13 protein-coding genes are annotated in these 13,337 nt (G+C 72.2%); 3 read left to right on the forward strand and 10 right to left on the reverse strand.

The window, feature by feature from the left end; all coding sequences use genetic code 11:
* Positions 1-3: 3 nt before the first annotated feature.
* The 7 genes from ACYVOM_RS29570 to ACYVOM_RS29600 all read right to left on the reverse strand — a co-directional run bounded on the left by ACYVOM_RS29570 (position 4) and on the right by ACYVOM_RS29600 (position 5,093).
* Positions 4-858, reverse strand: coding sequence for a hypothetical protein (locus tag ACYVOM_RS29570; RefSeq protein WP_460306820.1), 855 nt, complete (start codon positions 856-858; stop codon positions 4-6).
* 21 nt (positions 859-879) lie between these two features.
* Positions 880-1,215, reverse strand: coding sequence for a PadR family transcriptional regulator (locus tag ACYVOM_RS29575; RefSeq protein WP_460306821.1), 336 nt, complete (start codon positions 1,213-1,215; stop codon positions 880-882).
* Between the two features lie 407 nt (positions 1,216-1,622).
* Positions 1,623-2,216, reverse strand: a complete 594-nt coding sequence (locus ACYVOM_RS29580; protein WP_460306822.1) for a hypothetical protein — start codon at positions 2,214-2,216, stop codon at positions 1,623-1,625.
* 217 nt (positions 2,217-2,433) lie between these two features.
* The gene (locus ACYVOM_RS29585; protein WP_460306823.1) at positions 2,434-2,952 is read right to left on the reverse strand and encodes a GNAT family N-acetyltransferase; all 519 of its coding nucleotides are present in this window, start codon (positions 2,950-2,952) and stop codon (positions 2,434-2,436) included.
* A gap of 27 nt (positions 2,953-2,979) precedes the next feature.
* Positions 2,980-3,555, reverse strand: coding sequence for an AAA family ATPase (locus tag ACYVOM_RS29590; RefSeq protein ID WP_460306824.1), 576 nt, complete (start codon positions 3,553-3,555; stop codon positions 2,980-2,982).
* A 137-nt stretch (positions 3,556-3,692) separates the two neighbouring features.
* On the reverse strand, positions 3,693-4,349 hold the full coding sequence (locus ACYVOM_RS29595; RefSeq protein WP_460306825.1) for an MBL fold metallo-hydrolase: 657 nt from the start codon (positions 4,347-4,349) through the stop codon (positions 3,693-3,695).
* Between the two features lie 12 nt (positions 4,350-4,361).
* Complete coding sequence (locus ACYVOM_RS29600) at positions 4,362-5,093, reverse strand: maleylpyruvate isomerase N-terminal domain-containing protein (protein WP_460306826.1); 732 nt, start codon at positions 5,091-5,093, stop codon at positions 4,362-4,364.
* A 121-nt stretch (positions 5,094-5,214) separates the two neighbouring features.
* Here ACYVOM_RS29600 and ACYVOM_RS29605 point away from each other — a divergent pair, with 121 nt between their 5' ends.
* Positions 5,215-5,727, forward strand: a complete 513-nt coding sequence (locus ACYVOM_RS29605; RefSeq protein WP_460306827.1) for a methylated-DNA--[protein]-cysteine S-methyltransferase — start codon at positions 5,215-5,217, stop codon at positions 5,725-5,727.
* A 73-nt stretch (positions 5,728-5,800) separates the two neighbouring features.
* On the opposite strand, the gene ACYVOM_RS29610 is transcribed toward ACYVOM_RS29605, so the two are convergent.
* Complete coding sequence (locus ACYVOM_RS29610; RefSeq protein ID WP_460306828.1) at positions 5,801-7,315, reverse strand: M28 family peptidase; 1,515 nt, start codon at positions 7,313-7,315, stop codon at positions 5,801-5,803.
* Positions 7,316-7,429: 114 nt separating this feature from the next.
* Positions 7,430-10,267, reverse strand: a complete 2,838-nt coding sequence (uvrA, locus tag ACYVOM_RS29615; protein WP_460306829.1) for an excinuclease ABC subunit UvrA — start codon at positions 10,265-10,267, stop codon at positions 7,430-7,432.
* A gap of 195 nt (positions 10,268-10,462) precedes the next feature.
* On the opposite strand from uvrA, the gene ACYVOM_RS29620 reads away from it, so the two are divergent.
* Positions 10,463-12,049 (forward strand): cation:proton antiporter, encoded by a 1,587-nt coding sequence (locus ACYVOM_RS29620; protein ID WP_460306830.1) that lies wholly within the window; start codon positions 10,463-10,465, stop codon positions 12,047-12,049.
* A 40-nt stretch (positions 12,050-12,089) separates the two neighbouring features.
* Here the strand turns inward: ACYVOM_RS29620 and ACYVOM_RS29625 are convergent, their stop codons facing one another.
* Complete coding sequence (locus ACYVOM_RS29625; RefSeq protein ID WP_460306831.1) at positions 12,090-12,656, reverse strand: TetR/AcrR family transcriptional regulator; 567 nt, start codon at positions 12,654-12,656, stop codon at positions 12,090-12,092.
* A 51-nt stretch (positions 12,657-12,707) separates the two neighbouring features.
* On the opposite strand from ACYVOM_RS29625, the gene ACYVOM_RS29630 reads away from it, so the two are divergent.
* Positions 12,708-13,322: a hypothetical protein gene (locus tag ACYVOM_RS29630; RefSeq protein WP_460306832.1), complete on the forward strand. Its 615-nt coding sequence runs from the start codon at positions 12,708-12,710 to the stop codon at positions 13,320-13,322.
* Positions 13,323-13,337 lie beyond the last annotated feature (15 nt).

Consider the following 13,337-nt stretch of genomic DNA (forward strand, 5'->3'; position numbering starts at 1 on the left):
GGCTCAGCGGATCGCCTCGGGGGAGCGGTGGCAGCCCACGGTGACGGCGGTGGCGACGGCGAAGGCGGCGACGACCAGCGGGAGGTAGGGGATCTCGGCCTGCCCCACGAGGACGAAGCCGCGGCCGTGGCTGAGCAGAAGGCTCATGGTCGCGTCGACGGCGAGGTCCACGGCGGCGGCGAAGGGCCAGAGGGCCGAGCGGGTGAGCACGCCCGCCCAGAGGAGCATGCCGAAGAAGAGGAGGGACGGAACCCAGTGGGCAAGGCCCCACCCTCCGACGAAGGGGAGGAACTGACCGGCCAGGACGGGCGTCATCTGCGCCACGAGCAGCGCCGTCAGCGACCACGGCCAGGGGCGCGGCCGGAAGCCGCGTCGGCGCGCGGAGACGAGGAAGGCGGCGAAGCCGAGCTGGGCGGTCCACCACGCCGCGTACGCCGGGATCAGCCGGGAGTCGAACGGGCCGTCCGTCTGCACGAACAGGACGAGCTGGGACGAGCCCGCGGCGAAGCCGGAGAGGAGGGCGAGCCGGGGCCGGGCGCGCAGCATCGCCACGATGAAGACCGCCATCGCCGCGCCGCTGAGGTAGCCGATGGCGTGGCCGAGTGAGAGCGGGTACAGCACCATGCGGAGGCTGCCGAGGGTGACCAGCACCAGGCCCAGGTGCAGGCCGTCGATCCAGGGCGAGCCGCCGGCGCGCGTCGCGAGCCGGGCCCGCAGGCCGCCGGCGGCCAGGGCCGCGCCCTCGCGGACGGAGAAGCCGCGTCCGGTCTCTTCAAGGGTGGCGAGGAGTTCGGCGCCGTGCCGGGCGCGGTAGTCGCGCGGGTAGCAGAGCAGGAGGCGGCGGTAGATCGGGGACATGGGGGTCCTTTGCTCGGGGGGTCAAGCGGGGTTGGCGAAGGGGGTGGGGGCGCGCCGGAGGACGACGCGGGCGGCGGCCTGCAGGCGGGCGGCCTCGGAGTGCAGGGCGGCGGAGCCCTCGTCGGTGAGGCGGAAGTAGCGGCGGGGTCGGCCGCTGACGGTCTCCTCGCGGTCGAGGGCGATGAGGCCGCGGTCGGCGAGCCGGTCGAGGGCGCCGTACAGGGTGCCGACGGCGAGGCGGACGCGGCCGCCGGAGTCGGACTCGGCGCGCTTGATGATGGCGTAGCCGTGCAAGGGCCCGTCCTGGAGGGCGGCCAGGACGTGGTACGTCGGCTCGCTCAGGGGCGCTCGTTTCATACTTCGGCACTCTATACATCGAGTGGCGAAGTATGGGGGCGTTCTCCGGAGATCGAACGGGGCCGCACCGCGCCACGGACCCGCCCGGCAGGGACGCGACGGTCTACGCTGGTCCGTGCGGGCCTCCGCCCAGCTCGAATGGGCGGAGGTCCGTCCTGGGGGAGTACTCGCCGAGGGCGCGGCATAAGCGGTGGATCAGGCGGTCCGCGCACGGACTCGTTCAAGGCTCGGAGTAAACCATTCTCCCGCTGGAAATATGGAGAAAAAGTTTTTCGATGTTTCCTTCGCGGGTGGATTTCGCGGTCGGGCGACAATTTTCCGCGCAGGGTGGAAGAGGTGAGAAAAGCCCGCCTCCGCCCAGCTCGAATGGGCGGAGGCGGGCCGGGTGCCGCCCGGCGGTCGCCGATCTACGGCGTCATGCCGAGCCGGACGACGGTGGAGCCGCTGAGGCCGGTCAGGTTGTACACGCCGGTGGTGATGGTGGCGCTGCTCGGGCACAGGAAGATGCCCGCGGTCTTGGGGATGGTGATCCCCGAGAGCGTGACCTTCGCCTGGCCGCTGCCGACGGGGTTGCTCGCCGGGGCGGTGATGTTCGCGCCGTAGGTGCAGTTGACGCCGAAGACGGTCGCCCGCATCGAGAACCCGTTCAGCGTGACGGTCCCGTCGGTCGGGGTCCCGGTGTAGTTGACCGCGCCGGTCCAGTTCAGGCCCTGTGGGGTGATGGCCGAGGCGGTGCCGGTGCAGCCCGTCACGGAGGCCGAGCTGATCGTCAGCGCGCCGCCGCTGGTGACGGTGCCGCCCAGGCTTGAGCTGGTGCAGGTGGTGGTGCCGCCGCCGGAGATGACGAGGCTGCCCGTGAGGGTGGCGGTGGCGGTTCCCGCATAAGGCAGGCCGGTGTCCCAGTTGATGACGGTGCCTGCCGCGTGGGCCGGGGCGGCCACCACCGCGGCCGCGACCGCCGCGGCCCCGGCAAGGCCCGCGGCCTTCTGGATCCTTCCCATTTGACATCTCCTTTTCTGTTTGTGATGTCACCGAGGATTAAAGAAGGAGGTGCGGGCGCGGTCAACAGATGTGCCGAACGCCATAGTGGCCGGATCGTGACAGGGCTGGCATGTGAGGAATTGTTGTGCTCCGGGGAGCACGGATCCGCGTGGTCTTGTCACCGGAAAACAAAAATGCCGACCCCGAAATGGGGCCGGCACTTCCGGTGGTCGGGCGTCAGAGGTCGAGGTGCCACCACTGGGCCGTCACGTCGTCGCCGAACAGCCGCTCGGGCCGCTCCGACTCGATCTCGAAGCCCGCCTTGACGTAAAGGTGGCGGGACGCGGCGAGGCCCGCCACCGTCCACAGGACCATCTCGCGGTATCCGGCGCCCCGCGCGAACTCCAGGCAGGTGTCGACGAGCAGCCGTCCGATCCCGAGACCGCGGGCCTTCTCCTCCAGCAGGAGCAGGCGCAGCTGGGCGACGTCGCCGGGCCGGTCGGCGCGGACGCAGAAGACGCTGCCGACGGGCTCGCCGTCGACCTCGGCGATCCAGGCGTTCTCCCGCGCCGGGTCGTGCGCCTCCCCGTAGGCGGCGGTGATCCTGGCGACCAGGGCCTCGTATGTCGTGTCCCAGCCCAGGGCATCGTGGTAGTGGACAGCGTGCCGCCAGGTGACCCACCCGAGGTCGCCGGGGCGCAGGCCGCGCAGGGTGACGGCGGGGGAGGGGGCGCCGTGGCAGGTCTGCTCGTTCACCGGGCCAGTCAACCAAAGACCGGGCGCTCAGACGAACCGGATGTGCTCCAGCCTGTCGGCCTGTCCCCGGTCGAGCACCACGGCCGACGCGGCGACCGACATCTGCCCGTGCCGAGCCCGGTCCACCACCTCGCGCCACCGCCGCACATGCCGCGCGAACGTGACGGGCGTGACGGTCCGGCCCCGCTTGCGCTGCCCCTCCAGGGCGATCTCCGGCGGGACGTCCAGGAGGATCACGTGCGTCTCGTGGCCCGCCCGCGCGGCGGCCTGGGCGAGGGCGCGGGTCAGGACCGGCCAGGTGCCGCGGGTGTGCGCGATCACCGCCCGTCCGGCCAGCGCGGCCCGGCCGATCCGCCAGACGTGCAGCGCGTACACGAAGGGGATCCGCGCCCGCGCCGGAAGCATCCGCAGGTAGGGCGCGCAGGTGTTCCGCGCCTGCCGCGAGTCGATCACCAGCGCCCCGTCCGCCTCGAACGGCGCACGTTCCTCGTCGGTCAGCCCGTACAGCCGCCGCAGCAGGGTGCTCTTGCCCGCTCCGGGCAGCCCGGCCACCAGGATCAGCGATCCCCGCGGGAACACCAGTTCCCGCCGTTCCTCCGGCATACGCCTCGATCCTGGTTCAGACGATCCTGGTTCAGACAATGACGAAACCGACAGTGACGAACTCCCATCATGCCGCACACCGGTTCAACTCCCGGGACTCCCCCGCCGTTCCCTCGCGAAGAGGTGCGAATTCCGCGTCACCAGCCGCGTTCGCGCCAGAGGGGGAGGGAGGGGCGTTCGCGGCCGAGGGTCGAGTCCTTGCCGTGGCCGGGGTAGAACCAGGTCTCGTCCGGCAGGATGTCGAACACGCGTTCGGTCACGTCGGTGAGGAGGCGGTCGAAGAGCTTCGCGTCGCCCCAGGTGTTGCCGACGCCGCCGGGGAAGAGGCTGTCGCCGGTGAACAGGTGCGGGCGCGCGGGCGTGCGCAGCAGCAGGGCGATCGAGCCGGGAGTGTGGCCCCGCAGGTGGACGACCTCCAGCACGTGGTCGCCCAGCGCGATCGTGTCGCCCTGCTCGACCGGGTCGGTGACGGGGACGGGCAATGGCTCGGCGTCGTGCGGATGCGCGGTCACCGCGGCGCCGGTCTCGCGGGCGACCTCCGCGAGCGCCTGCCAGTGGTCCTGGTGGCGGTGGGTGGTGACGATCCGGTTGAGCGGCCGGTCGCCGACCAGCTCCAGCAGCCGGTCGGCCTCGGCCGCGGCGTCGATGAGGAGCTGCTCGCCCGAAGCGGTGTCCCGCAGCAGGTAGGCGTTGTTGTCGTACGGGCCGACGGCGAGTTTCGCGACGGTCAGCCCGGGCAGCAGCTCCCGGACGTCGGCGGGACCGCCGACGGCGACGTCTCCGGTGTAGCTCATGCCTTGCTCCCATCAGTGGCGGCCGGATAAGGCCAGGACGGTACAGGGGGGTGCGGTGCGGCGGATCTTCCGGTCACCCAGCCCAGCAGTTCGGTCGCGGGCGCGCGCAGCTCGGGGCCCTGCCCGCCCAGCTCCACGGCCAGCGCGGGGCCGGTCGCGATGATCCGGGAGTACGGGACGGCGCCGCGCAGCCCCGGCAGGGACTCCGTCAGCTCCCAGCGCAGGTAGGCCTCGGGCCAGTCTTCGACGGTGTAGCCGGCGTTCAGGTCGACGTGGTGGACCTCGACCTCGCGCCAGCGCCGGTACAGCGTGTACCAGGCGGGATGCCCCCACCCGCCGAGCGCCTCGACGCCGCGCGTCCCACCGGGTCTCGGGCAGCGCCAGGGCGAGGGCGGCGAACCGCGCGGCCGACTCCCGGACGTCGGCGGCGAGCACCGCGTGGGAGAGGTCCGCGCCGTCCGCGATCTCGGTCTCGCGTGCCTCCGCGCTCGCGTACTGCGGGGTGACGACGCCGGTGGCCGCCCACTCCAGCAGCCGGGAGTAGGAGTCGGCGTTCCGTGCGAGGTGATGCACGACATGCCCGCGCGTCCAGCCCGCGAGCGGCGACGGCGCGCGCAGGGCGGCGTCGTCGAGGGCGTCGAGGGTCTGTTCCAGCCGCTCCTGGGAGGCGGTGACCTCCCCGAGCACGGCGCGCCAGTCGTGCATGCCCCATATCTTCGCGCACCAGGGTGACGCGCCCGACATCAGGAGGGACGGAACGGACGCCCCGGGCGCGGACCCGCAGGCCGGGACCGCCCGCGCCCTTGCCAAGGGCGTTGTCCGAAGACCGCCGGAGACTGTCGGTGGCCCGTCCTAGCCTGGGTGCGTGCAGTCTTTCGGGTGGTCAGTGCTCCAGACCCCGATCGGCCCGCTGCTGCTGGCGGAGACCGATACGGGGCTCGTCTCCGTGCGCTTCCACGCGCACGATCCCGAAGCCGAGGCCGCGGCTCTCGCCGGGCTCCTCGGCCGTGCCCCGGCGCGCGGCGGGGCGTGCGAGGCGGTCGCGCAGCTCTCGGCGTACTTCGCCGGCGATCTCGTCGCGTTCACGCTGCCGCTGGACTGGCGGCTCGTCACCGGCTTCTCCCGGCACGTCCTGCGGGAGCTCAACGCCTCGGTCCCCTACGGCCAGGTGATCTCCTACGGCGCGCTCGCCGCCCGCGCGGGCTCGCCCGAGGCGGCCCGCGCCGTCGGCGCCGCGATGGGCGCCAACCCGCTGCCGGTCGTCGTGCCCTGCCACCGCGTCGTCGGCGGCGCCGGTCTGGGCGGCTTCGGCGGCGGACGCGAGACGAAGGAGGCCCTCCTGTCCCTGGAGGGCTCCCTCCCGGCCCCGCTCTTCTGACACCGCGATCTCCCGAAGCCGCGCTCTTCTCGACGCCCCGTGCCGAGGCACGGGGCGGCCCGCTCGGAGGCGTTCAGGGGGTCGTCGCGGCGGACTTCTCGACCGCCGGGGGCGCCGGGACGGGCAGGTCGGGCGCGTCGGCGAAGGTGCGGGCGGCGTGGGCCATCGCGCGGAGATTGACGCCCAGGGCCGTGGTGTTGAGGTTGTCGAGGGTGTCGCAGGCGCGGTGGTAGCAGGCGTCGTACGGCCGGCCCGCGGTGCCGCCGAAGGTGGCGGCCTCGGCCTCGGTCTTGCGGCCTTCGGCGCCGGTGAACAGGCCGCCGGACGGGATGCCCCGGGCGATGAAGGGGCCGTAGTCGGAACGCCCGGTGAAGTCGGTGCCCTTGTGCGGCAGGCCCGCTGCCTCGAAGTAGGCGGCGTAGACCTGCTCGACCCGGCCCGAGCCTTCCGGTCCCGGCCCCGCGCCCTTGCGGTCGGAGTCGTCACCGTCGTAGACCCCGTAGATGTGGTTGGGCGAGGCGATCATGTCGTGGTTGAGGTAGACCCGGATCTTCGCGCGCTCCGCGGCGCCCAGCGAGTCCACGTAGTGCGCCGAGCCGAGCAGGCCGAGCTCCTCGGCGCCCCACCACGCGAACCGCAGCCGGTTGCGGGCGGGCCGCTCCCGCGCGTCCCTGGCCACCTCCAGGAGGGCGGCGGCCCCGGAGCCGTTGTCGTTGACGCCGGGCCCCTCCGGCACGCTGTCGAAGTGCGCGCCGACCATGACGACGCGGTCGGCCGCGCCCTGCCCGGTCTCGGCGAGCACGTTCCAGGTGGTGCGCTCGGCGCTGGTCGTCGCGGTGACGACGCGGGCGCTCGTGCCGGGGGCGGCGAGATCGGTCCCGACGGCCGAGGACGCGCCGAGCACCGGCACGGTCACCTCGCCGGGTTCGGCGAGGGTGCCCGAGACGGCGTCGGTGTGCCCCTCCGCGCCGTCGTTGAAGATCACGACCGCGGCGGCGCCCGCCTCCTGGGCGTGCCGCGCCTTGGTGTGGAACGGGCAGGTGCCGCGCCGCAGCAGCGCGATCTCCCCGGTGGTGAAGTCGGTGAAGTCTGCGGTCTCGCAGCCCGAGGTGCTGGCCTTGCCCGCGGCGGGCGCGTCGGCGTCGACGGCCCTGACCCGTGCGGTCACGTCGCCGGAGCCCGAGTACGTCATCGTCGTGAAGTCCGCGGGGAGGGCGTCGTCGGTGCCCGTCGGCGTGTAGTCGTGCTCCGACGGGCCCGTCCGGATCAGCTCGGCGGGCTTGTCCTCGCGGAAGTAGGGGACGGTGAACTCCTGTACCACGGGCGCGTAGCCGATCTCCCGGAGCTGCCCGGTGAGGTAGTCGCGGGCGGCGGTGTAGCCGGGCGTGCCCGCGGCGCGCGTGCCGCCGTTCGCCTCGGCGATCCGCGCCAGCGCCCGCAGATGCCCCTGGACGGCGTCCACCCGGACCGCCGCGGCGGCCGGGACCACCGGGCCGGCCCGGTGCGCGCACGCCGCGGCGGGCGCCGCGGTGAACGTCACGGCGACGGCGGCGGCGGTCAGCGCACGGCGGCGGCGTGGCAGATGCATCCCATGGCTCCTCTAAGGGTCCTCCCCGGCCGCGGGCACGCCGCACCGGCGGGCGGACTCCCCCGTGGACCCGCCCGGGACGGGCGGTGCGGGCCGCGCGCGGCGGCCCGGCCGTCAACCGAGGATCTTCGCCAGGTACTGCCCGGTGTGGCTGCCGTCAACCGCCGCGACGTCCTCCGGCGTGCCGGTGGCCACCACGGTGCCGCCGCGCGAGCCGCCCTCGGGGCCCATGTCGACGATCCAGTCGGCGGTCTTGATGACGTCGAGGTTGTGCTCGATCACCAGCACCGTGTTGCCCTTGTCGACCAGGCTGTTCAGCACGATCAGCAGCTTGCGGATGTCCTCGAAGTGCAGGCCGGTGGTCGGCTCGTCGAGGACGTAGATCGTGCGCCCGGTGGAGCGCCGCTGGAGCTCCGAGGCCAGCTTGACCCGCTGGGCCTCGCCGCCCGACAGCGTCGGCGCGGGCTGCCCGAGCCGGACGTAGCCGAGGCCGACGTCGTTCAGGGTCTTCATGTGCCGATGGATCGCGGTGATCGGCTCGAAGAAGGTGACGGCCTCCTCGATCGGCATGTCCAGCACGTCGGCGATGGTCTTGCCCTTGTAGTGGACCTCCAGGGTCTCCCGGTTGTACCGGGCACCGTGGCAGACCTCGCACGGCACGTAGACGTCCGGGAGGAAGTTCATCTCGATCTTGATGGTGCCGTCGCCGGAGCAGTTCTCGCAGCGGCCGCCCTTGATGTTGAAGGAGAAGCGGCCCGGCTGGTAGCCGCGCACCTTCGCCTCGGTGGTGGAGGCGAACAGCTTGCGGATGTGGTCGAACACGCCGGTGTAGGTGGCAGGGTTCGAGCGCGGGGTCCGGCCGATCGGCGACTGGTCGACGTGCACGACCTTGTCGAGGTGGTCGAGGCCGGTGATCCGCTTGTGCTTGCCCGGCACCGTCTTGGCGTGGTGCAGGTCCCTGGCCAGGGCGTTGTAGAGGATGTCGTTGACGAGGGTGGACTTGCCGGAGCCGGAGACGCCGGTGACCGCGGTGAACACGCCGAGCGGGAAGGTGACGTCGACGCCTTGGAGGTTGTTCGCGGTGGCGCCCTTGACCGTCAGCTCCCGGCCCTTGGTCCGGGGACGGCGCAGCGCGGGCACCTCGATCGAGCGCCTGCCGGAGACGTACTGGCCCGTCAGGGACTCCTCGGACTCCAGGAGGTCCTGGACGGTGCCGGACACCACGACGTTGCCGCCGTGCTCGCCCGCGCCGGGGCCGATGTCGACGACCCAGTCGGCGGCCTGGATGGTGTCCTCGTCGTGCTCGACGACGATGAGGGTGTTGCCGATGTCGCGCAGCCGCAGCAGGGTCTCCAGCAGCCGGGAGTTGTCGCGCTGGTGCAGGCCGATCGACGGCTCGTCCAGCACGTACAGCACGCCGACGAGGCCGGAGCCGATCTGGGTGGCCAGCCTGATCCGCTGCGCCTCGCCGCCCGCCAGGGTGGCCGACGGGCGGTCCAGGCTGAGGTAGTCGAGGCCGACGTCCAGCAGGAAGCCCAGCCGGGAGTTGACCTCCTTGAGGACCTGCTCGGCGATCTGGGCGTCGCGGGAGTCGAGTTCCATGGCGCGCAGGAAGGCCGCGGCGTCGGAGATCGGCAGGGCCGAGAGCTCGGCGATGGAGCGGCCCGCGACCTTGACGGCGAGGATCAGCGGCTTCAGCCGGGCGCCCTGGCACGACGGGCACGGGATCTCCCGCATGTAGCCCTCGAACCGCTCGCGGGTGGCGTCGCTCTCGGCCTCGGCGTGGCGCCGCTGCACCCACGGGATGACGCCCTCGTACTCGGTGTAGTAGGAGCGCTTGCGGCCGTAGCGGTTGCTGTAGGAGACGTGCACCTGGGTCGAGTGGCCGTTCAGGATCGCCTTGCGGGCCTTGGCCGGGATCTGCCGCCACGGCTCGTCGAGGGAGAACTCCAGGGCGTCGCCGAGGCCCTGGAGCAGGCGCAGGAAGTACTCGCTGGCGTGGCCGGCCGACCAGGGTGACAGGGCGCCCTCTTCGAGCGACTTCTCGTCGTCGGGGACGATCAGCTCGGGGTCGACCTCCATGCGGGTGCCGAGGCCGCTGCAGTCCGGGCAGGCGCCGTAGGGGGAGTTGAACGAGAAGGAGCGCGGCTCCAGCTCCTCGAAGGACAGGTCGTCGTAGGGGCAGTACAGGTGCTCGGAGTACATGCGCTCGCGGCCCGGGTCGTCCTCGGGGAGGTCGACGAAGTCGAGCACGAGGGTGCCGCCCGCGAGGCCGAGGCCGGTCTCGACGGAGTCGGCGAGCCGGCGGCGCGCGGACTCCTTCACCGCGAGCCTGTCGACGATGACGGAGATGTCGTGCTTCTCCTGCTTTTTCAGCTTCGGCGGCTCGTCCAGCCGGATCACCGTGCCGTCGACGAGGGCGCGGGAGAAGCCCTTGGTCTGGAGCTCCTTGAACAGCTCCAGGTACTCGCCCTTGCGGCCGCGGATCACCGGGGCCAGGATCTGGAACCGGGTGCCCTCCGGCAGCTCCAGCACGCGGTCGACGATCTGCTGCGGGCTCTGCCGCGCGATCGGGCGCGCGCACTCGGGGCAGTGCGGCTTGCCGATCCGGGCGTACAGCAGCCGCAGGTAGTCGTACACCTCGGTGATCGTGCCGACGGTCGAGCGCGGGTTCTTCGAGGTGGACTTCTGGTCGATCGAGACGGCCGGGGAGAGCCCCTCGATGAAGTCGACGTTCGGCTTGTCCATCTGGCCGAGGAACTGGCGCGCGTAGGCCGAGAGCGACTCGACGTACCGGCGCTGGCCCTCGGCGAAGATCGTGTCGAACGCCAGGCTCGACTTCCCCGACCCGGACAGGCCGGTGAACACGATCATGGCGTCGCGCGGGAGGTCCAGCGAGACGTCCTTGAGGTTGTGCTCGCGCGCGCCGGAGATGACGAGTCGATCATGCACGGTGTGTTTCCCCAGATCATTCGTGGTGCGGGCGCCGAACGAAGTGGCCCGTTTCAGGCTAACCACGGGCAGTGACATTTTCGTCCCCGTGGCCTGTGCGCCACCCGTCACCGTACACGTGTTCGAACCGCGTCGGCCAGCGAACGCGCATGTTCCTGTGCGCCGAGCCGATCAACGAAGGGGCACAATGGCGCGGTGGAAGACGGAGTGGCGATGCTCACGGTGATCGTGCTGCTGATGTTGGTGACGGTGGTGGCCGTCGGGATCGGCGACCGGATACGGCGCCCCTATCCGGTCCTGGTGAGCGTGGTCGGGCTCTTCACGGCCTTCACGCCGCTGCCGACCCTCCAGATCCCGCCGGAGCTGATCCTGCCGCTGTTCCTCCCGCCGCTCATCTACGCCACCGCCCAGCGCACGTCCTGGCGGCTGCTGATGTCGCGGCGGCGCACGATCTTCTGGCTCGCGGGCGTCCTGGTGCTGCTGACCGTCGCGGCGTCGGCGGCCACCACGTTCTGGGCGATCGGCGGGGTGAGCGTGGCCGCCGCGGTCGCGCTCGGCGCTGCCGTCGCGCCGCCGGACCCGGTCGCGGCCGAGGCCGTCGCCGGGCCCCTCGACCTGCCGCGGCGGATCATCACGGTGCTCCAGACCGAGGGCCTGTGCAACGACGCGACGGCCTTCGTGGTGTTCGGCGTCGCGATCTCGGCCGTGGACACCGGCCAGTACTCGCTGCCTTCGGCGGTCCTGCTCTTCGTCTGGGAGGTCGTCGCGGCCATCGGGCTCGGGTTCGGGCTCGGCTGGATCGCCACCTGGATGCAGAACCGGCTCGACAACGTCACCGCGCGCAGCGCGCTCACCCTCGTCTTCCCGTTCGCCACCTACCTGGCCGCCGACGCCTGCCACGCCTCCGGCGTCCTCGCGGTCCTGGCCGTCAGCCTCTACCTCGGGCAGACGGGCGCCGACGAGGCGGGCGTCAACGACCGGCTCACCTCCAGCGCCTTCTGGAACACCCTGGAGATGCTGATCACCGGCCTGGCCTTCGGGCTCATCGGGCTGGAGCTGCGCGAGGTGTGGCCCGGCACGGACAGGCTGCCCGCTTACGCGCTGCACGCGGCGATCATCTGCGCCGTCGTCATCGCGCTGCGCTTCGCGTGGATGATGTCCGTGGGCGCCTTCATGCGCAGGTTCGGCACCTACGGGTACCGCGAGGGCTACCAGGACGACGTGGCCCGCGACTGGCGCGACGACTTCATCCTCGCCTTCTGCGGCTTCCGGGGGCTGGCCACTCTGGCCCTCGCCCTGGCCCTCCCCGCGACGACGCCGCACCGCGCCGAGCTCCTGTTCGTCGCCTTCATGGTGATCCTCGTGACGCTCGTCGTGCCCGGCCTCGTGATGCCCTGGGTGGTCAAGGTGCTCGGCGTGCGCAAGGAGGAGGACGCGGAGGAGGAGGCGGTACAGGACCTCGCCTACCGGGCGTCCCGGGCGGCCCTGCGGCGGCTGCGCCAGCTCGACGCCGACGAGGACCTGCCCGCCGAGGTCGTGCAGCGGCTGCGGGCCTCGCAGCGCCAGCTGGTCGCCGAACTCTGCGACATCGTGCCCGAGGACCTCCAGGAGGGGTTCGAGCAGCGCAAGATGCACCGCGAGATCCGCCGCCGCGTGGAGGCCCAGATGATGGAGGCGTCCCGTGCCGAGGTCCTGCTCGCCAGGACCGAGCCCGGGGTGGACCCCGAGGCCGCCGACCAGGTCCTGCGCCGCCTCGACGTGCGCAGCCTGAACCTGCTCTGAGCCGGGCCGCTCTGAGCCGGGCCGCTCTGAGCCGGGCCGCTCAGCGGGTGGCCATCGACTCCAGGTGCGCGCGGAGCCTTGCCCGGACGGTGTCGGTGCTGAGGCGGTCGGGATAGAGCAGGAGGTGGAGGGTGAAGCCGTCTATGAGGGCGTGGAGGGTGTCGACCTGCTCGGGGGCCGCGCCGATGTAGGGCAGGAGTTGGGCGAGGAAGCCGCGAAGGTCGTTCTGGACGCGGTGGGTGAGGGCGTCCAGGGCGGGGTCGAGGCGGGCGCGGGTGACGAAGCCGAACCAGACCTCGGCCTCGATGCGGCGGGCCTCGTCCAGGGGGATCATCTGCTCGCAGTAGGCCTGGATGACCTCGACGGGGGAGCCGGGGACGTCGAGGGTCGCGATGCGGGCGGCGAAGCGGTCGCTCACCAGGGCGAGCGCGGACGCGATGAGGTCGGACTGCTCCGGGAAGTAGTGGCGCAGGGCGCCGGGGGAGCAGCCCGCCTCGGCGGCGACGCTGCGGACGGAGACGGCGTCCACGCCGTCGCGTGAGACGACCCGCCAGAGGGCTTCGCTGATCTGCCTTCGGCGGGCTTCGTGGTCGACGACTTTCGGCACCCCTTTTTTATAACACAGTCGTGTTGTATCGTGGTTATTTCACACGGCTGTATGAAAACCGGAGAGTGGATCGTGCTGGTCGCATTGATCGTCGGCGCCGAGATCGCCTTCTGGGTCCTGCTCGGGCTCGGCCTGCTCGTCCGCTACGGCCTGCGCAGGCGGCGGCTCGGCGGGGTGCTGCTCCTCGGCACCCCGCTCGTCGACCTGGCGCTGCTCGCGGCCACGGCGCTCGACCTCAAGCAGGGCGGGCAGGCCTCCGCCGCGCACGGCCTCGCCGCCCTCTACCTGGGGTTCTCGGTCGGCTTCGGCCACCGGATCATCCGGCGGATGGACGAGTGGGCCGCGCACCGCTGGGCCGGGGGACCCGCTCCCGCGCCCAAGCCGAAGACCGGAAGGGCGCACGCCGCCTACGAGCGCGCCCAGTTCGGCCGTCACGTGCTGGCGTGGGCGGTCGGCTGCGGGCTGCTCCTGGGGGCCGTTCAGTTCGTCGGCGACGCCTCCCGCACCGGCTCGCTCCTGCACATCGCGACGGTCTGGACGGTCGTCCTGGCCGTCGACGCCCTCGTGTCGCTCAGCTACACGTTCTCGCCCCGGCCCGAACGGGAGAAGGAGCCTCGGCAGGCGGCCCGGGAGGCGCCCGAGCAGGCGCCCCAGAAGACCCGGTGAACTGCGGCGATGCCG

Source organism: Actinocorallia aurea (assembly GCF_054783995.1).